Below are 21,193 nucleotides of genomic sequence, written 5' to 3'. Positions count from 1 at the left end.
ATCAATATTGGAGATAAGTTATGCAAAAATCACTCGTTGTAATTACTGGAGCAAGCTCGGGAATTGGGGCTGCAATGGCAAAGCGCTTTTCTGAAGCCGGGCATGCACTTTTATTAATTGGTAGACGCGTTGAAAAAATGGAAGCTTTGAGCTTACCCAATACGCTATGCAAAAAAGTTGATGTTAACGATGCAGCAGCTTTTAAAGTGGCAATAGAAGAAGCAGAGAGACAATTTGGTCCTGTCGATTGTTTGATTAATAATGCTGGCGTCATGTTGCTTGGGCAAGTTGATGAGCAGGATTCAAAAGAGTGGAAACAAATGTTCGATGTAAACGTGTTGGCATTATTAAACACAATGCAGGCAGTTTTAGGTGGGATGAAAAAACGCCATGGCGGTACGATTATTAATGTGAGCTCCATTGCGGGGAAAAAATCATTTCCAAATCATGCCGCTTACGTTGGCACCAAGTTTGCGGTTTCTTCCATTAGTGAAAATGTTCGTGAGGAAGTAGCAGATTTGGGTGTCAGAGTGATGAGTATTTGCCCGGGTGCGGTGGAAACTGAGCTTTTAAGTCATACAACTTCTCAAGATATTATCGACTCTTATGAAGATTGGAAAACATCTATGGGCGGTGTCTTAGTGGCAGATGATATCGCAAGAACAGCGCTTTTTATGTATGAACAGCCTCAAAATGTCAATATTCGCGATGTTGTGATTGCAGCGACACGCCAACAAGCATAGTATAAATGCCCGTTGTAAAGCAGTTTGTGATGAGTATATACCACCCACAAACCATTTTACCCTATTTCTGCCATTGAATTTCTTGTTCTTTTGAGTCATCAGATATTGCTAATAGTCCGAGCTATTACCTGCAACCCAATGACTCAAAACTATCAAAAACTGCTTCAACATTAAACACCGCAAAATGATTCGCGAGTGGTATATGTTGATTTAGATCAACTAAAGTGTTGTCAGCTATTTTCAAGTAGCAAATATTCTGAGAAACTTGATAAGAAGTGATATCAAATGGAGCTCTGAAATATGCAATACCAAAAAGTACTTGTTGCGGTTAATATTTACGAAGATTACACTCATGTTGTTGACTCTGCTATAGCGATTATCAAAAAAATTGGTGCCTCTTGTGATGTGGTAACCGTGATTGATAATGCAGCAGAGTTTGTCCCAGCTGCGATTGAGTTTCAAAAAAACTTGGAGCAAAATGCCAGAGAAAAGCTTGAGGAGATTAAGAAGAAGTTTGAAGGGCTAAGTGCTAATTTCCATATTCTACAAGGAAATCCAAACCATCAAATCGTACATTATGCAGAAGAAAATGGCTATGATCTTATTATTCTTGGATCACATGCAAGGCATGGTCTGAACCTTCTTTTGGGCTCAACGGCAAATAGCATTTTACATAAAGCAAAATGTGATGTCTTAACCGTGCGTATTCGTGAGCGAAACCCAAATATTGTGACCAATTATGCAAAAATATTGCTCGCGACAGATTTGGAAGATGATAGTGATGAGGTGGCTAAACTTGCAAAATCCTTTGCAAATCGTTTTGATTCAACGGTTTCAACCATTACGGTTCAGGGCGATCCAACCGTGGTTACAGGGATATATGGTATTGTGCCAGAGGTGCAAGATAAAATGACTGAAGAGGTGAAAAAACGCCTTGATGATTGGTCAGATACCCATGGATTTACAGGCAAGCATTATAACAATATCGGTAATGCGGCAGATGAAATTACCACAGTGGCTAATGATGATGGCTATGGCTTGATTGTCATTGGAAGTCATCAGCGTGGCGCGCTTGGTCGTTTCTTCTTAGGATCAACTGCCAATGCGGTATTGCATCATGCGAAACAGGATGTTCTAGTAAGAAAACTAAAGGCTTAATTGAGTCAAAGTGTCTTACATTTTACGCGTTAAACTAATTCTTGCTCTTAAATAGATTGAGTGAGAATTTTCCCTATTAGGAAAGCAAAGCCCAAGGAGAGGTTCAATAAAAATAACAAAAAAATTTATCTTTTTGCATCCATTTGTCAAATTGATGCATCTTAGTAGTTAACAGGAATAGAATTACAAGAGTATCTCATGCAATATTTAGGACTATTGGTACCACTTTCACCGTTTATTATGGTGGTATTGGTTGTATTTATTATTTTTTATCTACGCTTTCGTGAAAAGCGTGAATATCAGCGCACCATTCAAAAAATGATTGACTCAGGTCAAGGGGTAAGTGAAGCGTTTATTAAACAGCAGGGCTTTAAAACTTCTGTAGCAGGGAGATTCAGTCGCGGTGTGAAGCTGATTGCAGTTGGGCTTGCGCTTGGTATTGCCCTTTGGCTGGTATTTGGTTTTTCGCGTTTTTATTGGAGCTGGTCATTGCTTGCGATTGCTTTGGGTCTTGGAGAGCTTATCATTGCCAAAATCTTATCCAATCAGCATGATTAGGATGGATAGATGGAGGATTTGGAAAGTAAGCTTATTTATCGGGTTATTCACAATAATGATCAACATGCATTTAGAAGTTTAATATTGCGTTATCAATCTAAACTCAGAGGTTTTTTACGAAAGTTAAGTCAAAACAATGAAGATGGGGATGATCTTGCTCAAGAGAGCTTTTTGCAGGCTTATCGCAGTATAAAGCAACTTAAGTTAGAAGGGACCTTTGAGGCATGGCTGTTCCAAATTGGCTATCGTGTATTTTTACAATTTGCTAGAAAGAAGAAATTGCCATATGAAATGTTATCTGAAGATATCTCATTAACTGTGACAATGGATCATCAAGAAGAGGACAAAAATAGGTTGGAAAAGGCTTTAAAGAGGCTTCATCTTGATGAGCGATTGGTTGTTTTGCTGTATTACCAACATGAATTTACACACAGTGAGATTAGTAAAATCACAACGCTTCCCCTTGGCACAGTGAAATCTCACATTATGCGAGGGGTAGAAAAATTGAAAAAGCAATTAGGAGTAGAGAATGTCGGATGATGATCCAATAAAGGCAATGTTTAGCAGTGAAAGCGAGTATATTGAAGATGATGGATTTGCTGATAGTGTCATGTGCTCACTGCCTAAGAGAAGAAGTCTCACTTGGTTGAAAATTATTCCAATTTTGATTGTGGGTCTATTTTTATTTATTTTTTCAGTTGTTTTTAGTTTGAAGATGGGACAATTAGAGGCGTATTTAAATATGGCCCTGATTGAGTACTACAGCGTGGCAATTGCGCTTGCTGTGCTGGCAATAAGTCTTATTTGGTTTTTAATAATTGAAGAATAGGGAAAGAAAAATGCATTTTTTACGCAACATAATCATTTGTTTACTTATCAGTATGGGTTTATATATAACATCCTATGGACAAAATCTTAAGGCATATCAATGCTTGGAGGTTGATGGGAATTTTAAATTATCTTGGCAGTTAGGTTCGAGTCAGCTGAGGCTGCTTAAGAGCGCCGATAGCAATAAGATTGATATTTCTCAGCAAGGAAATTGCTTAAAAATCACCGATAAACGAAAAGATAGTCTTTGGTCGAGTGATGACAAAATAGTGCTTGCGCTGTCATCGGAAAGTCTAACTAGAGTATATTTAAATGGCAAAATACAGTACTTTTTTGCCCCGATAGAGACAAAAGCGTTTAGCTTTATCGATCATGGTAATGCAAAAGGGATTTTCTCGAGCATTAATGCAGATAGCATTAACTTTAAGCTAAGTGGCAAAGATCATGTGAATATATCAGGTTTATTTGCTGATCAACTTGAGGTCAATACATTTGGACAGTGTGATTTTTTTGCCAGTGGAAAGGTAGGGGAAATTGCCATCAAGACGCTAGGAGAAACCTATTTTAATTTGAATGAGTTATTTGCTGACAAGCTTCAGATAGATAATTTAGGAATGATTAATCTACTAGTTAATAGCACTAAAGTGCTTGATATAGATAACACAGGTAGAATGTCGATTAAATATTATAAGCTCGGACAGGTACATAAGGAAAATAGAGGACGGTTGGTGATGGCGCGCTTTTCATGACAGCGCTCACAATACTTTTCACAGTCAAGCCGTATATCCTACAGTATTGTGAGATAGTTGAGCAATCAAAGTCATCATAGGTAATGTATACGGGTTTCTTTCGTGACTGGGCAAAAAGGAAATTTAAAAAAGCTCAAAACAAGTAAAGCTAAGCAAGGGAGTAGTTAGCAGGAGTAAGAGCGGGGTAGCCCAATATCTATATACATTGGCAATTGAACTAGCAAAAGGTTGTACAATAAGAGCCGTAGGACAGGAGGCCGTCACGTACGGTTCCAGAGGAGGTTCCTCTGACTTACTCGACCAATTAACCCCAAAATGCTATCAATTTCCTTCTAACAAGCCTATCCTTAAGCACAAATAATTTAAATGCGATAGACCTATGTCATTCTCAGCACTAGGACTTAGTCCTGCAATCTTAGATGCCTTATCTGAGCAAGGCTATAAAAAGCCCTCCCCAATACAAAGCAAAACAATACCTGAAGTCTTAAGTGGTCGCGATTTACTTGCTGCAGCTCAAACAGGTAGTGGGAAAACAGCTGCCTTTACCTTACCAATTTTAGAGAGTTTATCTCACAGCGCTCAGGCACAATCAAATCAAACCTTAGCCTTAATATTGACACCAACACGAGAACTTGCAGCACAAGTGAAAGATAATATTCAAAGCTATAGCAAGTATTTACATGTCCGTTGTGAAGTTGTCTTTGGTGGCGTTAAGATCAATCCACAAATGATGCGTTTACGCAAGGGCACTGATATACTCGTGGCAACACCTGGGCGTTTATTAGATTTATACCAACAAAATGCTATTCGCTTTAACAAACTTAAATTTTTAGTACTAGATGAAGCAGATCGCATGTTAGACATGGGGTTTATTCACGACATTAAAAAAATTCTTAACATATTACCTAAAAAGCGCCAGAACCTAATGTTTTCTGCAACCTTTAGTAATAAAATTAAAACGTTAGCAAAAAGCATTGTTCATAATCCACTAGAAATATCAGTTAGCCCACCCAATCAAGCAACACCAAAAGTAAATCATTGGATTGTCCCGATTGACAAAAAGCAAAAAACCGCTTTGCTTATTCATTTAATTAAAACGAATAACTGGCCTCAAGTTTTAGTCTTTTCCCGTACCAAACATGGCGCCAATGATTTGGTAAGAAAGCTAGCTCGCGCTAAGATAAACTGTACTGCCATTCATGGCAATAAGAGTCAAGGCGCCCGAACTAAAGCATTAGCAAGTTTCAAAAACAATCAACTGCAAGTATTAGTCGCCACTGACATTGCAGCACGAGGGCTCGATATTGACCAACTCCCACAAGTGGTAAACTATGATTTACCAAATGTTGCAGAAGACTATGTTCATCGCATTGGGCGCACAGGAAGAGCAGGTGCAACAGGTGAAGCTGTTTCATTGGTTAGCGCAGATGAATTTAAACAATTAGCAGATATTGAGTGTTTATTAAAAAAACAATTAGAGCGAGTGTTTATCGAAGGGTTTGACCCCGTACACAACTTACCAGAGTCGAACTTGCACAACTATAAAAAAGCGCGTAAAAAGCCAATTAATAAACCAAAAGTTGAACATCGTGACGGGCGGAATTTAAAAAAGGCCAAAAGACCCAGATAAATTACATGACGCCAAAAGCGTTTGAGTTTAAGATGGAGTTTGAGAAAGTAAAGTGTCCCAAATCTGCAGGGTAGGTCAGGTTGCGTCAGAAAATAAAGGCCGGTTAGAGATAACGCGATTTTGATCAATATTTACTTATGTTGTAGGGCATCTTTAAAAATGGGCATATTGTGCTCAGTGAAAATAATATTGGCGACTTTTCTTAAATTTTCAAGGTTTCTTTGGCGGTGACGCGTAAAGTTAAGTTTGTCATATAACTGATTAATTTTCTTTTTAACATTTGATTCACTGGTGAGCAAAAGATGGGAGATTTCCTTATTTTGAGCAAAGCAAATGCCTTTTAAATAAAGAACGCGTATTTCAATTGCACTTAGGTTAACAGACCCTTTTAACGTATCAACAATCACATGATCTAAAGTAACATTATCAGCTTTATAGTGCAGTTTAGGCGCTAAAAAATCACGCTCTCTTTGATAGTTTCCAAGTAGAATGACTTTATCATCTTGTGTAATAAAGGGGCGTTTTTCAGTAATAATAGGCTCAAGTGTATCTTCTTCAGTGACTAACATCTCTTGTGCAAGGTAATACATTCCACTTTTTAGACACAAAAGCTCACCTATATTATATGAGCTTGCCATCTTCTGCCATTTGGGTATTTCATGATCACATCGACCTAAAATTTGTCTTTCATAGTCAAAGCCAGCATTGGTGTAAAATGACTGGTTACAGGTCAAAATTCGCCCATCATGATCTTTAACAAAATAGCATTTATACTGAGGGCTATCAGCATGATCGGACATAAATTTGTCAATTAATTCAGTTGCTGTTAGCGCACTTCGTTCCATCTTATTCTCACTGCTTGGTTAAGTGACATGATCAATCTGTTGGTATCAAGGGACATTGATTCATTGAGAATCCAAGCACTGATATCCAAGTTAGCGTTAAACTATCACCAAGTAATATTAATTGTATTTATGTTTTATGGTTTAATCATTACTTATTCTAAGGACAAAGTCAATGTAATGCAAATACTCGGATGCCTTCGCTTTAACCATACCAAAAAAAGCCTATTCGCACAAAACCAGATTATAAAATGTGCTGTAAAATGGGATTTATTTTACTAAAACCCTGATAAAGTAGAACAGTTGTTTTGTTATAAAACAAACAGATTTGAGTGTGTATAAGGAGATTAAACGATGCCATTAGATAACTTTAGAATGAAGTATTACTCTGCACTTTTTGCCAGCGATGAAAATTATTTACGTGCATTACGGCAAAAAGCCTTATCAGAGAACCCTGTTTTTACGGGGAAAGAGTATATTTACCTGCATACGACCAAAGAAGCCTATTTGCCAAGCATTAAAAACTTAGGTTTGATCCCGGGGTTTAGAGAGGGAATGGGGGAAGTTGGAGAAGCAAGTGATCCAAATAGACGAAAAAAGTTAGATGATGGTGTGTATGTTGTCTTGCCGGGGCAGCATATTTTGGATGCCTATGAGTACAATGTTTATATTATTACAGCAACTGAGCCACACCCAGATGTAAATTATAAAGGGCTTAACAGGGAGTTCATTAGTGGCTATTTCTCAAGTCCCATTAAACCACTTAGCAGTATTCGGCTCTATGATCGTGCTAAAACCTATTGCTTTACCATTGAAGAAGGTGGGGAGCTTGATCATTTGACACGCCGTGCTATTTTAGAGTTGGGGCTTGATTATGATGAAACAAAAAAGATGCTCTGTGCTAAAGTAGCTGAGGCTTTTCCTACGCAATATCATTGTGATATTTTGGCTAAAAAAGAGCGAGAATTAACGCCACCTCCCGCCTTTACTCAACACAGCCCATCGAATTCAGAGATGATGTTTGACATGGATGATCTGTAAGGTATTTATACCACTCGCGAATCATTTTGCGGTGTTTAATGTTGAAGAAGTTTTTGATAGTTTTGAGTCATTGGATTGCAGGTAATAGCTCGGACTATTAGCAATATTTGATGACTCAAAAGAACAAGAAATTCAATGGCAGAAATAGGGTAAAATGGTTTGCGGGTGGTATAACGCTATTAAAGCGCATAAATACTGAAAAATATGATGTGATTGGTATATACTAGTGCCACTTTTCAGTTGATATTTATAAATTTGTATTCTGATGCAAGAGAATGGTTTTAAGCGCGTGCCAAAGACAGGCGTGATTTATGTGATGGCAAAAGCACAAGCACATGGCTTTTATTACGGTAATCCAGAATGGTCAAACTTAGGTCAAGGGGCACCAGAGACAGGAAATCTGGCAGCAAGTCCAGCGCGCCTATGTGAAATTGCATTAAATGAAATATCAGCGGAATACTCACCAGTGGCAGGTGACATTGAGCTTAGAAAAGCAGTGGCTCACCTTTATAATACAAGATTTCGTGTGGATAAGTCCTCGCAGTACACCTATGAAAATGTCGCTATTTCTTCAGGAGGGCGTTCGGCATTGTGTCGCATTGCAGCAACAATTGACAATGTTAATTTAGGCCATTTTTTACCTGACTACACGGCGTATGAAGAGCTGTTGAATGTTTTTAATGGGTTTGTCTCTATTCCCATTTCATATCCCTCAAAGACAGGCTTCAAAGCCAATGCCAGTGAGATGAAAAAGGCAATGATTAACCTTGGTTTAGGCGCGATGTTATTATCAAACCCATGTAACCCAAGTGGTCAGGTGATCATTGGTGAAGAGTTAGAAGCGCTTGTTGAGGGGGCAAAAGAAGTTGGCTGCTCGATGATCTTTGATGAGTTTTACTCGCACTATATTTACAACCACCAAATTGAAGCACTAAGTGCAGCAAGTTATGTTGAAGATGTCAATAGAGATAATATTTTGATAGTTGATGGACTCACTAAAAATTGGCGCTATCCTGGACTTCGCATTTCATGGACGCTTGGACCTAAAAAAGTGATTGAAGGCATTGCCTCTGCGGGATCATTTTTAGATGGTGGCGCTGTTCATGCCATTCAAAAGGCAGCTATTCCATTATTATCACCAGAGCATGCCAAAGAAGAGTCATTATCTATTCAAGGTGCTTTTGTCATTAAACGTGATTATATGTATAAGCGTTTAGTCAATATGGGTTTTGTATTATCCTCTTTGCCAGAAGGTGGCTTTTATTGCTTTGCCTCTTTAGAAAATATGCCAGCTGAATTACAAGATGGCATGGAGTTTTTTAAACGGCTCTTAAAAGAAAAAGTGATCTGTGTGCCAGGAGAGTTTTTTGATGTTAACCCAGGACACAGAAGAAAAACGGTAAATACACGATTGAAAAAATATGTACGCTTTAGTTTTGGCCCAAGCTTAAATGAGTTAACACTTGGGCTTGATAGAATTGAAATGCTCATTCGAGCACATCATTAGATTATTGAGAGACAGCAGGCTTAATTGATTTAGCAAACTGATAGTTATTTGCAGCATCAAGCGAGATTTCCCAAGTCATGGCACCGCCAAATTGACTTTCTCCAGAGAGCTTGCCATAAGCTTCTGCCATCTTGTTATACACATCAGAGGCATCTGGGCCATTATATACTGTCGCAGCGCCAGCCGCTGCTTTTGTTGCTGGCTGCCCTGCAACAATAAGAGTGGACTTAGGTGTAATTTTCTCAAGAGCATAGAAGCTATTAACAATAAACCCAGTTGATTTTTGATCATAGCAGTTTGCTGTGCCTTGCGTGCAAAGATTGCCATTTCCATCAACAAAATTGCCACCTGTATTATACTCTTGGGCGAATAAATAGGTAAATAACCCATCTTTAATCGCTTCATTATATACTTGCTGTGTGCCTGTGTTGACATACTCTAAAGCACCATTAACATTATTTACCTGTGGTGCCCCAGAGATAATAATATTTGGCATTTTAGCTTTTAATGCTTTGATAAAGTTAGCAAGATAGCTTTGAGTGATATCAGCTGGCACGGCTTCAAGATCAAAGTCGATTCCATCAAAGCTATATGTATGAAGAAAATCCACAACTTTCTGTGCAAGTGTATTGACATCAGCGCCTTTAGGATCAAAAGTATTACGCTCTCCGCCAACAGAGGCAATAACATACTTCAAACCATATTGTTCTTTGGCTAACGTAATATCTTTTTTGATCGCTGCAATGACATCAGGATCGTCAGCCTTATGGTTCCATGTGCTGTAAGCCAAAAAGACATTATCAACAAATGAAATAGGTGAGGTGCCATTAACAATCACAAAAGCAGGTAGTACGACATTGTAGCCTATCTTGGCAGCTTCTGATATTTTCACAGGTTGATTCCAGCTCACCGGCATGTAACCTGCAAGTACTCTTGAGTCTGAGGCATATTTAATACTGTCGCCACTAACTAGCTTACCATCAGCAACATTGAGCGAGTTGGCAACATATTTTTTACCATCAATACTATAGCTTGCAGGTGTAATATGATAGCTCCCATATTCAGGAATGCTAATACTGTTGCTGCCGGCTTTAAGTTGTGTTGAATCTTGATAACCTGCCTCTCCTGTAATAGATGCGTTTGGTAGCGGGTTAGGTGAGGTGCCATTTGCAAAGGTAACATGCGCTATGACAGGTGTATTTTGAATCGCTTTTTCGGTAAATTTAACTGACAGTGGGTAAGTGCCTTTTTTATCAATCTCCAAGCTTTCAGGATTGACTGCTGCCGTATAAGCATGCATATCTTTAATATTTACAACTGTTGGAACACTGACAGCATAACTACCAGGTGCAAGTTTGATTTTATCAGGATCCCCATTTTTACTAATTGTGTAGCTTTGTTCATTGAGCTTTAAGGTAAAGCTATCGGCACCATTTAACCCCGTGACACTTACAGGCACAGTTCCTAGGATTTGCACCTCGCAATATTGCCAACTGTTATTTGAAGCACTTGGCGCTGTGTTGGTCCACCATTTAGCCTTCCATATTTTTCCATCATAGCTGACAAAGCTGCCCCCATCGTAATGATCATTTGGCCAAGCGCCGGGCTTTTTCCAAGCAAGAACATCAGAAGGGATCTCACCGCACTGTCCGGCAGGTGGTGTAGGTGCTTCTTTATAGCTTAGTGTCGGTGCTGCTGAGTCTTTTGTAACAATATAGCTACTTGGAGAAAGTGTGCCTTCAGCTCCTTGAAGTTGAATACTATAACTTGTTCCACTTTTAGCATAAGGAAGTGTTACCTTGCCAGAGATAACTTTGTATTTTGTCCCTCCAGCATTAACAAACTCAATCACTGCGCCATTTGGTAGGTTTGTCGGTGCTTTGATCTCTAATGTTCGCTGTTGATCAACCGGCTCAGGTGTGCCTACTTTTTTCCAAGCATCAGCGCCATAGACTCCACTTGGTCTGTAGGCTGCGAGTTTACACCAGCCAGAGTTTGGCCAAGGTAGACATTGATAGGTGACATTATTATCACTTACCTGTGTACCTGCTTGATAAGTTGATAAGTTATCAACAGACCATGCAGGAGCAGCAGCAAATACAGCAGCTGTATTGAGAAGTCCCAAAGCGACAAGCGATAGTTTTACTTTATACATTCCATTCTCTCCATATGTTGATTTGACGGGGTATGCAACTGAGTAGTCCTCAAGCAACATGGCTTTAAAATATCCCATCTAAGATGGAATAAAAACAAAATATATGCAATTTTAGTTTAATTTTCATATAACCCTCCATAATTGTTTGTTTTTTAAACTTATGGTTATGAAATATTCAAAGCGCCTTATTCTCTTTCCTTAAAAACGTTTCCATTAGATCATCTGCCTGCTTTGAGCGGTTTTTTTGTCTATATTTATTATAGTCTTTTGACCTTTCATCTACGTTTATACCTGAAAATCAACACAAAATAACTAAATAGCACGTATTGATTGCAATCAATAACCAACAATATAAATACGCCAAATAACTGAGAAGTTGTCTATTAACAGATGTATCTATTCAGCCGGCTTGACAGTAAAAAGCTATAGCTGAATGTAAAGTGCAAGATGAAAATATCAAGTTGATGGAGCTCAAGTGGAACAGTATGAAAAATGCTATTATGTGCAGGTTTACTTGACCTTGTTGATTATTGAAAAGTATGATGCATGTATAATAAATAGTAAGTGAAGTGAATTATGATTATTAAACCGCAAATTATGCGTGGTGGCCTTGTTAAAAACCCACATCCAATCGGCCTTAAAAATGTTGTTAGCAAGTATATTGATTATACAAAATCAAAAGGGCAATTTACTGGCAAAAAACGTGCGCTGATTATTGGTGGATCCTCTGGCTATGGTCTTGCCTCTAGGATTGCGCTTGCCTACGGCGCAAATGCCGATACGATTAATGTTTCTTTTGAGAATGGTGTTACAGATAAGCGTCTTGGTAGTGCGGGCTGGTGGAATAACATTTGGTTTGAACACTTTGCAAAACAAGATGGTTTAATTGCTACAGATATTATTGGTGATGCTTTTTCAGATGAAATAAAACAACAAACCATTGAAGCGATAAAAAGAGAGTTTGGTGGCAAAATAGATGTGCTGATTTATAGTTTGGCTTCCCCAAAAAGAAAAGACCCAAAAACAGGCATCGTACATAGCTCAGTATTGAAAAGTACGACAGGAGAGGTGGCTGCGCCAACATTGGATTTGGCCAAAGAGCGCATTGTTGATGGCAAAATGTTGGAAGCCACAAAAGATGATATCGATGAGACCATCAAAGTGATGGGCGGAGAAGACTGGCAGTTATGGGTGGAAGCGCTTCAGGAAGCAGATCTCTTAGCAGAGGGGTTTAAGAGCACAGCCTATTCTTATGATGGCGCCAAGGCGACTGACCTTATTTACAAAAAAGGAACCATTGGCGCTGCAAAGCGTCATCTTGAAAAAACAGCACATGAGCTAAATGATGCATTAAAAAATATACAAGGTGAGGCATTTGTTACCGTTGCTAAGGCGCTTGTTACTAAGGCAAGTGCCTTCATTCCGCTATTCCCACTTTATGGTTGTGCGCTCTTTAAAGTGATGAAAGAAGAGGGAACTCATGAGAATACCATTGAGCAAATTGAGCGTTTTATGCGTGATATGATGTATGGTGATAAGCGTATTGTTGATGAGGTTGGCAGGGTGCGCCCGGATAATCTTGAAATGAATCCAGCCACACAGCAAAAAGTAGATGCCATTATGGAGATAATGGATAACGATAACTTTAAAGGAATTAGTGATTTTGCAGGATTTTATCAAGATTTTCTTGAAATCAACGGCTTTAATGTAGAAGGTGTTGATTATGATAAAAGTATCGATGTTGAGTATTTAAGCTCTCTGGCGCTTAATGCATAGTAGTGATGTGCTCTTGTTGTCTAAAACCAAGCGCTTCATTGATGGCATAGAAAGTATAGGTGTCATCAACAAATCCTTGAAATAGTGATGCGCTTGCGCCTGTGGCTGAGATCACAACATCTTCTCCTGAGTGCGTACCACTTGCGCGTGGGATGTTTGCTTTTTGGCTATAATCTTTATCGGAAATTTCATCAATTGTGAGCTCACCTGAGAGCGTATTTCCCGTGCCCGGACCTGTGGTATAGGCAAGGGTTGTATAGCTGTTGCCATTTTGATCTTTCTCATCCGATAAACCAACAATAGGGGTGCCACGCTTTGCATAGCCACTTAGTGTCAAAGCTTGTGAATGATCAGATGTGACAATAAGAAGCGTATTATCCATGTCTGCAACTTTATTGGCAGCCTGAATTGCATTATCAAACTCAACCGTTTCAGCGAGTGCCTTTTTGGCAAGATTAGCATGATGCGCATGATCAATTCTGCCACCTTCAACCATTAAAATATAGCCTCTAGGGTTTTTTGATAGCACAGCAATAGCCTTTTGCGTCATTTCAGCAAGAGAAGGTACATTTTGCATTTCAGATTTATCTAATACATAAGGCATGTGGCTATCTGAGAAAAGACCGAATAAGCGATCAGTTGATGCTGCATCAACCTCTAAAAGTGCCTTTTTATTCTCAACAAAGGTGCCATTTGGGTAGCGTTTTTGCCAACTTAAAATCAGATCTTCATCATCTCTCTCGCCTCCTGATTGTTTGAGCGTGAATTTGCTTTTGCCACCGCCTAGAGCGACTTGAATGCCACTGCCATAATCAAACTCAATCAACTGTCTGGCAATATCAATGCAGCCTTTATTCAATGCGCTTTTAGGCATATTAGCAATCGACTCCCAGTTGCGATTAGCAGAGTGGGCATAAGTGGCAGCAGGGGTAGCATGAGTCAGCCTTGTTGTTGTAACAACCCCTACAGATAAGCCTTCTTCTGCTGCGATTTCAAAAATGGTGCTAAGCTCATTTCTTAAGGCGCTTTGGCAATTATTGAGCGCAACTTTATCACTCACTCCAAGTACGCCATTATTGGTTTTCTGACCCGTCATAATTGCAGTGGCGGCAGCGGCGGAATCAACCGTTTGCATGTCAGCTGAATAAGTTTTAGAGATGGCAACATGCGGAAGGTTTTCCATATAAAGGCGATGTTCTTCGCCTTTTTTGCCTTCAAGTTGGCCGGCATAAATGCGCGAGGCAGTAATAGTGCCTATCGACATGCCATCGCCAATCATTAAAATCACATTTTTAGCTTCAGCATGATTGGGGGTGTAGTGCTTGGCTTTTTCAAGTTGCATTAAAGGTTGGACATGCCAGTTTACACTGTTATCAGCTGTTGTCTCTTGTGCAAATAAAGCTTCCATTGAAAATAATGCCATTAAAGATGCGCTAAGCTGTTTTCTCATTTCTCTCTCCGTTAGTTGATCAAGCTTCCGAGTTTACACTAGCAAAAGTATGTTACAGTTTTGTTAAAAAAATATAGCAGATTGAAAAATGGTTTTTGTGGTTTAGATCACAGCTTTTTCATTTGTTTTGTTGTGTTTGCTATGTTTAGACAAAGCAAGCCAAGTTTCAATCACCGTATCAGGGTTTAAAGAGATACTGTGGATCCCTTGATCAATGAGCCACTTGGCAAAATCCTCATGATCAGAAGGTCCCTGACCACAAATGCCGATATATTTCCCTTTGGCATTACAGGTGGAAATGGCCATACTGAGAAGCTTTTTCACCGCAGGGTCTCGCTCATCAAAGCTATCGGCAATAATGCTGGAATCTCTATCAAGGCCCAGGCTCAGCTGGGTCATGTCATTTGAGCCAATTGAAAAACCATCAAAGTAATGCAAAAATTCCTCCGCCAGAAGTGCATTCGATGGAATCTCACACATCATAATAATCTTAAGTCCATCTTTTCCTCGCGATAATCCATGTGATGATAAAAGCTCACTCACAGCATGAGCCTCTTTTAATGTGCGTACAAAAGGGATCATGATTTGTAGGTTTTTAAGCCCCATTTTGTCACGGACAATTGATACGGCTTCACACTCCATTTCAAAGCAGGCTTGAAAGGAAGGGTCAATATAGCGTGATGCGCCCCTAAAACCAATCATCGGATTTTCTTCATGTGGCTCAAAATAGCTGCCACCGATCATGTTGGCATACTCATTGGATTTAAAATCAGATAATCTTGCAATAACAGGCTTTGGATAAAAGGCGCTGGCTAGTGTGGCAATGCCTTCAGCTAGTTTTTGTACATAAAAATCACGCGGGTTTTGGTAGGCTTTTGTCATCTCTTTAATTTCTTCACGAAGTGCATCATCAATTTTCTCTGGATGCAGCAGCGCTTTTGGGTGATAGCCAATGCTATTGTTGATAATAAACTCCAAGCGGGCAAGACCTACACCATGGTTGGGGATTTTTTGAAAATCAAATGCCCGTTCGGGGTTTGCAATATTCATCATAATATTAAAGGGAACTTCAGGCATTTTGTTAATATCAATACGCTTTAGCTCAAACGGAATCTCTTCTGAGTAGACATAACCGGTATCTCCTTCAGCGCAAGATACAGTGACTTGTTGATTGTATTGAATCTGATCTGTTGCATTTGAACATCCAACGACAGCAGGCACACCAATTTCTCGTGCAATAATGGCAGCATGACAAGTGCGACCCCCTCTATTTGTGACAATCGCAGAGGCAATTTTCATCACAGGCTCCCAATCTGGGTCGGTCATATCTGTTACGATGACATCACCCGGATTAATCATGGAAATATCCTTAATTGAGCGCACGACTTTTGCGACGCCAGAACCTATTTTTTTGCCGATGCTGCGACCAATGGCAATGGGTTTTTCTGTTGTTTGAATATGATAGCGCTCGATGATGTTCATATTCTCATGGCTTGCAACTGTTTCAGGCCTTGCCTGTACGATATACAACTGTCCATTAACCGCATCTTTAGCCCACTCAATATCCATTGGTATGCTATAATGCTTCTCAATGATCATCGCATATCCAGCAAGTTCTAACACTTCATCATCACTGAGGGCATAACAGGATTGTTTTTCTTTTGGAACATCAATCGTTTGAACGGATTTCCCTGCACTTTGCTCTGTTGTAAAGACCATCTTTTTCTCTTTACTGCCAAGGTTACGGCGAATAACAGAAGCAAAGCCTTCCTCTAGAGTTGGCTTATGGACATAATATTCATCAGGGTTGACCGCGCCTTGTACTACCATTTCGCCTAAGCCATAGGAGGCAGTGATAAACACAACATCTTTAAAACCCGATTCGGTATCAACGCTGAACATGACGCCACTTGTTGCTTCATCGCTTCTGACCATAAATTGTATGCCGACAGATAAAGCAACTTCACTGTGGGCAAATCCATGATGGTCTCGATAAGAGATGGCACGATCTGTGAATAATGAGGCAAATACCTTATGAATAGCCTCTAGGACATTTTCGATGCCGGTGATATTTAAAAAAGTCTCTTGCTGTCCAGCAAAAGAAGCCTCTGGTAGATCTTCAGCTGTCGCAGAGGAGCGTACAGCAACACAAATATCACCACTACCAGATTGTGCGCAAAGCTTTTGATAATGAGATCTCACAGCCTCTTCAAATCTAGGAGTTAGTGGGGTTTCCATAATCCATTTGCGAATGGTTTTCCCAGTTCTTGCCAGTGCCTCTACATCGCTAACATCAAGCATATTAAGCGCATCATTAATGCGAAGATGAAGGTCATTGTGGCTTAGAAATTCTCGATAAGCATCAGCGGTTGTTGCAAAACCATCGGGAATGCGCACACCAAGCGCTGAGAGATGGCAAAGCATCTCCCCAAGTGAAGCATTTTTTCCGCCAACACGGTTAATATCATTGATGGAGAGTTGATTAAAGGGAAGTACATATTCCATAGCTCATACCTTTATCGTTAGGGTTGATCACATTCACACAAGTACCTAAGCTATGGTATGATGATTTTAAGATAAAAGAAAGTTGTGCAGCCTATGACACAATGTGTTTTTTTGATTTCGGATGGAACTGGAATTACCGTCTCATCGATGGCACAAAGTTTGCTATCACAGTTTGAAAGTATTGAATTTACCGTTGTGAACCTTCCTTATGTCAACACCTTAGAGCGTGCCTATGAGGTGGAAAAGAAAATTAAAGCTTCAGCGGCAACGGAAAATACACCGCCGATTGCAATTACAACTATTATGAATGATGATATTTTAAATGTGATTGCAAATGCGCCTTGTGTGCAGTTTGATTTCATTCAAACTTTTTTAAAACCGATGGAAAAAACACTGGGAGTCAACTCATCACATAGTATCGGAAAAGCCCATGGAATGAGTGACTATGAGCACTATAAACGGCGAATGGATGCTGTAAATTATAGTTTGAGCGCTGATGATGGTGCAGCTGTGCATCATTATCGTTATGCCGATTTAATTCTAGTCGGTGTTTCACGCTCAGGGAAAACGCCAACCAGCCTATTTCTAGCATTGAATAATGGTTTATCGGTTGCAAATTACCCCATTACTGAAGAAGATTTACAAGAAGATGCTCTCCCAGAGCCGCTAAAAGCGTATAAGGATAAGCTTTTTGGCCTAACCATTAGTGTCGAGCGTTTAATGGCCATAAGAGAGGAGCGCCGTCCACATAGTCAGTATGCTTCAAAGTTACAGTGTTTGCGCGAGATTCGGGCGGTTGAGCGCTTATATAAACATGAGAAAATTCAATATTTAGATTCAACGTATCTTTCAGTTGAAGAGCTTGCGACCAAAATTATGGCAAGAATGTGTTTGAAGAACTACCAGCTGTCAAAGTAACTTAATTGTTTTGCACTTTTTGTGCTGGTGATTGAATATATTTAACCAACTGGTCGATAAACTGTTCTTTAAAATAGCTAAGTCGTCTTAAGCCCTCGCCGCGTTCAACAAAAACTGCTGATGAGATGGTTTGTCCTTGGTTGTTTTGCAAGATAACAAATGCTTCCATCGCCTTGTCTGAGAAGTTGTCATTAACACGCTTAACAATGATTTTAACTGTTATGGCAGGTGTTTTATCATTTTGATAAAGATGCGCTGCTTTTAATTTTTCAACCAGCATCGTATAAAGTGAGTCTTGTTGTGTTTTTTGATCTTCACTAGAGAGTTTCAATGCACTGAAATCAAATTGGATTTGACTGACGTTATGAATGGTTTGTGTCTTTGGCATCACAGGGACAACACGCGATTTTTCACTTTGTGCTGTGTTGACAAATAAGGTACAACCAGACAATAAAATAAGCACTGAAGTCAAAAGGGCAAAAGTTTTAAGTGGATTCATGGCTTTTTCCTTATTCTCTATTTATTTTGCTTCCGGGGCTTGCTGCAAGTCTTTTACCAACACTTTGGCAAACTCTCCTTCGACGTAACTAACACGTCTTAATCCTTTGCCATTCATAATATACACAGCAGAGTACTCAGCTTTACCTTTGGCATTAAATACCTCAACATAGGATTGTACTGATTTATCAGCATAAGTATCTGTTACTTTACTAATGGTGATTCTTATTGTATCGGCATTATTATTATCAGGTTGATATATTCCAGCCTCTTTAAGTGACTGAATAATATTTTGATGTATGCTCTTTCCAAGGGAGGCTTTGTTATTTTCATCTAAATAATCAAGATTAATCAGCACTTTATTCACAGCGCTAACTGGCTTTGTTTTTGGTGTTATCACAACCTTGTTCATTTGTGCGCCATCGATGGTGGCAACGGTAGTTTGTGCAGTGTAAACACCCGCTGCAATACAACCACTTAGAACCAAGGCAAGCGCGGATATTGATAGCATGCCAATGCTACGTATGAATTTTGAAATCATGATATAAACCCTTCTTTATGTCAGCGATGTTATTAAGTGTAGATGAATTTCCTCACCCATCAAATTCTGGATATTTCTTTGCAATTAACATCTGCAAAATGCGCTACAAGTGGTATAGTATCCTCATTCTTATGCATAAAAATGACGCATAGCAATGAATGTGGATCAAAAAGAGATTAACAAATTTTCTGCTTTAGCTCACCAGTGGTGGTGCGAAGATGGAGAGTTTAGAACACTGCATCAAGTCAACCCACTTCGGGTCTCTTTTATTGAACAAAGAGTCAAATCACTGACAGGCCTACAGATTTTAGATGTAGGTTGTGGTGGCGGTATTTTATCTGAAGCGCTTGCCAAAAAAGGAGCAAAAGTAACAGGAATCGATATGGCCAAAGCCTCTTTGAAAGTGGCTAAATTACATCTTTTGGAGTCTGATTTAGAAGTTGATTATCGCTGTATTACGGCTGAGGCGCTTGCTGATATTTCTCCTGAAAGTTTTGATGTGGTAAGCTCTATGGAGATGCTAGAGCATGTCCCAGAGCCAAAAAGTGTTATCAAAGCATGTAGTGAGCTTGTGAAAGAAGGGGGCTGGGTGTTTTTCTCTACACTCAACAGAAACCTTAAATCCTATTTACTATCGGTTGTTATGGCAGAGCATGTGTTGAAACTTATCCCTAAAGGGACGCATGAATATGAAAAGTTTATTAAGCCATCTGAGCTTATTCGTAGCGCTAAAGAATATGGTCTTTTTCCAAAAATTATGAAAGGGATTCATTACAACCCATTAACAAAAACATTTTCAATGGGTGGTAATGCAGATGTAAATTATATTATTGCCTTTCAAAAAGCCTAAACTTATCTGATGAAATTACAGCGATCAAGCCTGCCAAAACTGATACTTTTTGATTTAGATGGAACCTTACTTGACTCATCAAAGGGAATATTTTCCTCTATTCGTCATGCTTTTTTGGCGCATGATATTCCTGTTGATTTTGATGATGAAAAGCTTAGAAATCAAGCGGGAAATGGCGTTGGTTATTTGGTGAGTAAGATTAAAAACAACCTCTCTAAAGCGCAAGTTTCAGCAATTAAAAAGAGTGCTTTTGGTTATTATAAAAAACATGCCTATGATGAAACCACGGCTTATGAAGGGGCAAAAGAGCTGCTTGAGAGATTAAATGAAAAGGGAATTTTATGGGGCGTTATTACAAATAAGACAAGAGATTTAACTGAGGCAGTTTTCCCCCTTGTTCCAAGCTTTGAAACGGCCAGCATTCTTATCTGCCGCGAAGACTTGGCATATCATAAACCCCATCCTATTGGATTTTTTCATGCACTTGAGACATTGAATATTCAAGCAAAAGACGCCCTTTATGTCGGTGATGGTTTGGTAGATATGTTGGCGGCAAAATATGCACTTTGTCAGTCAGTGATTGCAAAGTATGGCTATGTTTCTAAGGATGTGGCGCTTTGGCCGCATGATGCAAGTATTGAAAGTTTGGAGCAATTAAGACAGTGGATTACCTATTTGAATGTATAGAAGGCGCGTTGCCCAAAGAAGGCAGCATGCATTATTACGCCTATCGAAAATTAGATGAGAAATTAACACAAAGTTTGTATGCACTTGATCAGCTGAAATATCAGTGGATGAAGGCAAGTGAGTTTTACTTTGAGCCTTATCCAGCATTGCAAAAATTAAAATGGTGGCAAGAAGAGCTAGAGAGATTGAAAAAGAGTGCGCCAAGCATTCCCATTACGCATCATCTCTCGAAAACACTTGATTGTAACCTAGCCTATCAGCTTTTGCAGCAAGACTTTGAGCTTGTGATGGCAACGTTAGCAGAAGGTAGAAAGGAGAATTTTGACAGTTATCTTACTAACAATTATTTGGGTATTGAGCACTTAAAGGCAAAATTACTTGATTTTGATAACATTGAAGCAATCTCAACAACAAATCATATCAACGAGCTTAGCCGTCATTTATTGCTGATAGGAAAACACTTCTCTAGAAATATTCAAATGAATGCAGAGGTGAGACCTGAGAGCTTTGGTGACTACAAACAAAGCTTTAAACCGTATATTGAGATGATTCAAAATTTACAACAATCACAAAGTCGCTTTGTCGGGTTACCCAAGGCATTAGCAAACTTCAATTATATACTTGCTTTTGCACTGAAACAGTATTTGAAAAAGGTGGATAACCCATTTAAAGAAAGTGTTGTTATTTCACCTTTGCAACTTTTATGGTCAACTGTAAGAGCATCAAAACTTTGATTATCATTGATTTTCTCATACAA

20 protein-coding genes are annotated in these 21,193 nt (G+C 39.2%); 14 read left to right on the top strand and 6 right to left on the bottom strand.

The annotated features are described in order from the left end of the window. Positions 1-20: 20 nt before the first annotated feature. From A37Q_RS0114170 to A37Q_RS0114140, 7 genes are all read left to right on the top strand, one after another. Positions 21-743 (top strand): SDR family oxidoreductase, encoded by a 723-nt coding sequence (locus A37Q_RS0114170; RefSeq protein ID WP_018300953.1) that lies wholly within the window; start codon positions 21-23, stop codon positions 741-743. A gap of 300 nt (positions 744-1,043) precedes the next feature. Further along, on the top strand, positions 1,044-1,901 hold the full coding sequence (locus tag A37Q_RS0114165; protein WP_018300952.1) for a universal stress protein: 858 nt from the start codon (positions 1,044-1,046) through the stop codon (positions 1,899-1,901). Between the two features lie 198 nt (positions 1,902-2,099). Further along, positions 2,100-2,459, top strand: coding sequence for a DUF6249 domain-containing protein (locus A37Q_RS0114160; RefSeq protein ID WP_018300951.1), 360 nt, complete (start codon positions 2,100-2,102; stop codon positions 2,457-2,459). A gap of 9 nt (positions 2,460-2,468) precedes the next feature. Further along, positions 2,469-2,999, top strand: a complete 531-nt coding sequence (locus A37Q_RS0114155; protein ID WP_018300950.1) for an RNA polymerase sigma factor — start codon at positions 2,469-2,471, stop codon at positions 2,997-2,999. Beyond that, positions 2,989-3,288, top strand: a complete 300-nt coding sequence (locus A37Q_RS15685; RefSeq protein ID WP_018300949.1) for a DUF5056 domain-containing protein — start codon at positions 2,989-2,991, stop codon at positions 3,286-3,288. The genes A37Q_RS0114155 and A37Q_RS15685 overlap by 11 nt, the downstream gene beginning before the upstream one ends. 10 nt (positions 3,289-3,298) lie before the next feature. Next, entirely contained in the window at positions 3,299-4,036 is a 738-nt protein-coding gene (locus A37Q_RS0114145) for a GIN domain-containing protein (RefSeq protein WP_018300948.1), read from the top strand. A gap of 379 nt (positions 4,037-4,415) precedes the next feature. Beyond that, positions 4,416-5,666: a DEAD/DEAH box helicase gene (locus A37Q_RS0114140; RefSeq protein WP_018300947.1), complete on the top strand. Its 1,251-nt coding sequence runs from the start codon at positions 4,416-4,418 to the stop codon at positions 5,664-5,666. Between the two features lie 131 nt (positions 5,667-5,797). Here A37Q_RS0114140 and A37Q_RS0114135 read toward each other — a convergent pair whose 3' ends face one another. Continuing rightward, positions 5,798-6,511: a helix-turn-helix transcriptional regulator gene (locus A37Q_RS0114135; protein WP_018300946.1), complete on the bottom strand. Its 714-nt coding sequence runs from the start codon at positions 6,509-6,511 to the stop codon at positions 5,798-5,800. 351 nt (positions 6,512-6,862) lie between these two features. On the opposite strand from A37Q_RS0114135, the gene A37Q_RS0114130 reads away from it, so the two are divergent. Both A37Q_RS0114130 and A37Q_RS0114125 read left to right on the top strand, forming a co-directional pair. Continuing rightward, on the top strand, positions 6,863-7,549 hold the full coding sequence (locus A37Q_RS0114130) for a hypothetical protein (RefSeq protein ID WP_018300945.1): 687 nt from the start codon (positions 6,863-6,865) through the stop codon (positions 7,547-7,549). A gap of 265 nt (positions 7,550-7,814) precedes the next feature. Further along, positions 7,815-9,056: a pyridoxal phosphate-dependent aminotransferase gene (locus A37Q_RS0114125; protein WP_018300944.1), complete on the top strand. Its 1,242-nt coding sequence runs from the start codon at positions 7,815-7,817 to the stop codon at positions 9,054-9,056. Position 9,057: 1 nt separating this feature from the next. Here the strand turns inward: A37Q_RS0114125 and A37Q_RS0114120 are convergent, their stop codons facing one another. After that, on the bottom strand, positions 9,058-11,211 hold the full coding sequence (locus tag A37Q_RS0114120; RefSeq protein ID WP_026196740.1) for a glycosyl hydrolase family 18 protein: 2,154 nt from the start codon (positions 11,209-11,211) through the stop codon (positions 9,058-9,060). Positions 11,212-11,787: 576 nt separating this feature from the next. Between A37Q_RS0114120 and fabV the strand changes: the two genes are divergently transcribed. Continuing rightward, positions 11,788-12,987, top strand: a complete 1,200-nt coding sequence (fabV, locus tag A37Q_RS0114115) for an enoyl-ACP reductase FabV (RefSeq protein ID WP_018300942.1) — start codon at positions 11,788-11,790, stop codon at positions 12,985-12,987. Here fabV and A37Q_RS15680 read toward each other — a convergent pair. After that, positions 12,977-14,437 (bottom strand): alkaline phosphatase, encoded by a 1,461-nt coding sequence (locus A37Q_RS15680; protein WP_018300941.1) that lies wholly within the window; start codon positions 14,435-14,437, stop codon positions 12,977-12,979. The two genes, fabV and A37Q_RS15680, sit on opposite strands and share 11 nt — an antisense overlap. A 102-nt stretch (positions 14,438-14,539) precedes the next feature. Then, the gene (gene ppsA, locus A37Q_RS0114105; RefSeq protein ID WP_018300940.1) at positions 14,540-16,942 is read right to left on the bottom strand and encodes a phosphoenolpyruvate synthase; all 2,403 of its coding nucleotides are present in this window, start codon (positions 16,940-16,942) and stop codon (positions 14,540-14,542) included. A gap of 93 nt (positions 16,943-17,035) precedes the next feature. On the opposite strand from ppsA, the gene A37Q_RS0114100 reads away from it, so the two are divergent. Further along, the gene (locus tag A37Q_RS0114100; RefSeq protein WP_018300939.1) at positions 17,036-17,860 is read left to right on the top strand and encodes a pyruvate, water dikinase regulatory protein; all 825 of its coding nucleotides are present in this window, start codon (positions 17,036-17,038) and stop codon (positions 17,858-17,860) included. A 1-nt stretch (position 17,861) separates the two neighbouring features. Here A37Q_RS0114100 and A37Q_RS0114095 read toward each other — a convergent pair whose 3' ends face one another. After that, positions 17,862-18,359: a hypothetical protein gene (locus tag A37Q_RS0114095; protein WP_018300938.1), complete on the bottom strand. Its 498-nt coding sequence runs from the start codon at positions 18,357-18,359 to the stop codon at positions 17,862-17,864. A gap of 21 nt (positions 18,360-18,380) precedes the next feature. Further along, positions 18,381-18,899 carry a hypothetical protein gene (locus A37Q_RS0114090; protein ID WP_018300937.1) on the bottom strand — a complete coding sequence of 173 codons (519 nt, stop codon included), beginning with the start codon at positions 18,897-18,899 and terminating at the stop codon, positions 18,381-18,383. 154 nt (positions 18,900-19,053) lie between these two features. Between A37Q_RS0114090 and ubiG the strand changes: the two genes are divergently transcribed. The 3 genes from ubiG to A37Q_RS0114075 are packed head-to-tail and all read left to right on the top strand — an operon-like array spanning position 19,054 to position 21,170. After that, positions 19,054-19,749, top strand: a complete 696-nt coding sequence (gene ubiG / locus A37Q_RS0114085) for a bifunctional 2-polyprenyl-6-hydroxyphenol methylase/3-demethylubiquinol 3-O-methyltransferase UbiG (protein WP_018300936.1) — start codon at positions 19,054-19,056, stop codon at positions 19,747-19,749. A 9-nt stretch (positions 19,750-19,758) separates the two neighbouring features. Further along, a complete protein-coding gene (locus A37Q_RS0114080) occupies positions 19,759-20,436 on the top strand; it encodes an HAD family hydrolase (RefSeq protein ID WP_018300935.1) in 678 nt (225 codons plus the stop codon). Next, positions 20,412-21,170 (top strand): hypothetical protein, encoded by a 759-nt coding sequence (locus A37Q_RS0114075; protein ID WP_018300934.1) that lies wholly within the window; start codon positions 20,412-20,414, stop codon positions 21,168-21,170. The genes A37Q_RS0114080 and A37Q_RS0114075 overlap by 25 nt, the downstream gene beginning before the upstream one ends. Positions 21,171-21,193 lie beyond the last annotated feature (23 nt).

The sequence above is a fragment of the Fangia hongkongensis FSC776 = DSM 21703 genome (assembly GCF_000379445.1).
In the GTDB taxonomy this organism is placed as follows: domain Bacteria; phylum Pseudomonadota; class Gammaproteobacteria; order Francisellales; family Francisellaceae; genus Fangia; species Fangia hongkongensis.
This window is presented reverse-complemented; position numbering and strand designations above follow the sequence as displayed.

Coding starts and splice junctions, on each gene's coding strand:
- A37Q_RS0114170 (WP_018300953.1), top strand. CDS start 21: ATGCAAAAATCACTCGTTGTAATTACTGGAGCAAGCTCGGGAATTGGG.
- A37Q_RS0114165 (WP_018300952.1), top strand. CDS start 1,044: ATGCAATACCAAAAAGTACTTGTTGCGGTTAATATTTACGAAGATTAC.
- A37Q_RS0114160 (WP_018300951.1), top strand. CDS start 2,100: ATGCAATATTTAGGACTATTGGTACCACTTTCACCGTTTATTATGGTG.
- A37Q_RS0114155 (WP_018300950.1), top strand. CDS start 2,469: ATGGAGGATTTGGAAAGTAAGCTTATTTATCGGGTTATTCACAATAAT.
- A37Q_RS15685 (WP_018300949.1), top strand. CDS start 2,989: ATGTCGGATGATGATCCAATAAAGGCAATGTTTAGCAGTGAAAGCGAG.
- A37Q_RS0114145 (WP_018300948.1), top strand. CDS start 3,299: ATGCATTTTTTACGCAACATAATCATTTGTTTACTTATCAGTATGGGT.
- A37Q_RS0114140 (WP_018300947.1), top strand. CDS start 4,416: ATGTCATTCTCAGCACTAGGACTTAGTCCTGCAATCTTAGATGCCTTA.
- A37Q_RS0114135 (WP_018300946.1), bottom strand. CDS start 6,511: ATGGAACGAAGTGCGCTAACAGCAACTGAATTAATTGACAAATTTATG.
- A37Q_RS0114130 (WP_018300945.1), top strand. CDS start 6,863: ATGCCATTAGATAACTTTAGAATGAAGTATTACTCTGCACTTTTTGCC.
- A37Q_RS0114125 (WP_018300944.1), top strand. CDS start 7,815: ATGCAAGAGAATGGTTTTAAGCGCGTGCCAAAGACAGGCGTGATTTAT.
- A37Q_RS0114120 (WP_026196740.1), bottom strand. CDS start 11,211: ATGTATAAAGTAAAACTATCGCTTGTCGCTTTGGGACTTCTCAATACA.
- fabV (WP_018300942.1), top strand. CDS start 11,788: ATGATTATTAAACCGCAAATTATGCGTGGTGGCCTTGTTAAAAACCCA.
- A37Q_RS15680 (WP_018300941.1), bottom strand. CDS start 14,437: ATGAGAAAACAGCTTAGCGCATCTTTAATGGCATTATTTTCAATGGAA.
- ppsA (WP_018300940.1), bottom strand. CDS start 16,942: ATGGAATATGTACTTCCCTTTAATCAACTCTCCATCAATGATATTAAC.
- A37Q_RS0114100 (WP_018300939.1), top strand. CDS start 17,036: ATGACACAATGTGTTTTTTTGATTTCGGATGGAACTGGAATTACCGTC.
- A37Q_RS0114095 (WP_018300938.1), bottom strand. CDS start 18,359: ATGAATCCACTTAAAACTTTTGCCCTTTTGACTTCAGTGCTTATTTTA.
- A37Q_RS0114090 (WP_018300937.1), bottom strand. CDS start 18,899: ATGATTTCAAAATTCATACGTAGCATTGGCATGCTATCAATATCCGCG.
- ubiG (WP_018300936.1), top strand. CDS start 19,054: ATGAATGTGGATCAAAAAGAGATTAACAAATTTTCTGCTTTAGCTCAC.
- A37Q_RS0114080 (WP_018300935.1), top strand. CDS start 19,759: ATGAAATTACAGCGATCAAGCCTGCCAAAACTGATACTTTTTGATTTA.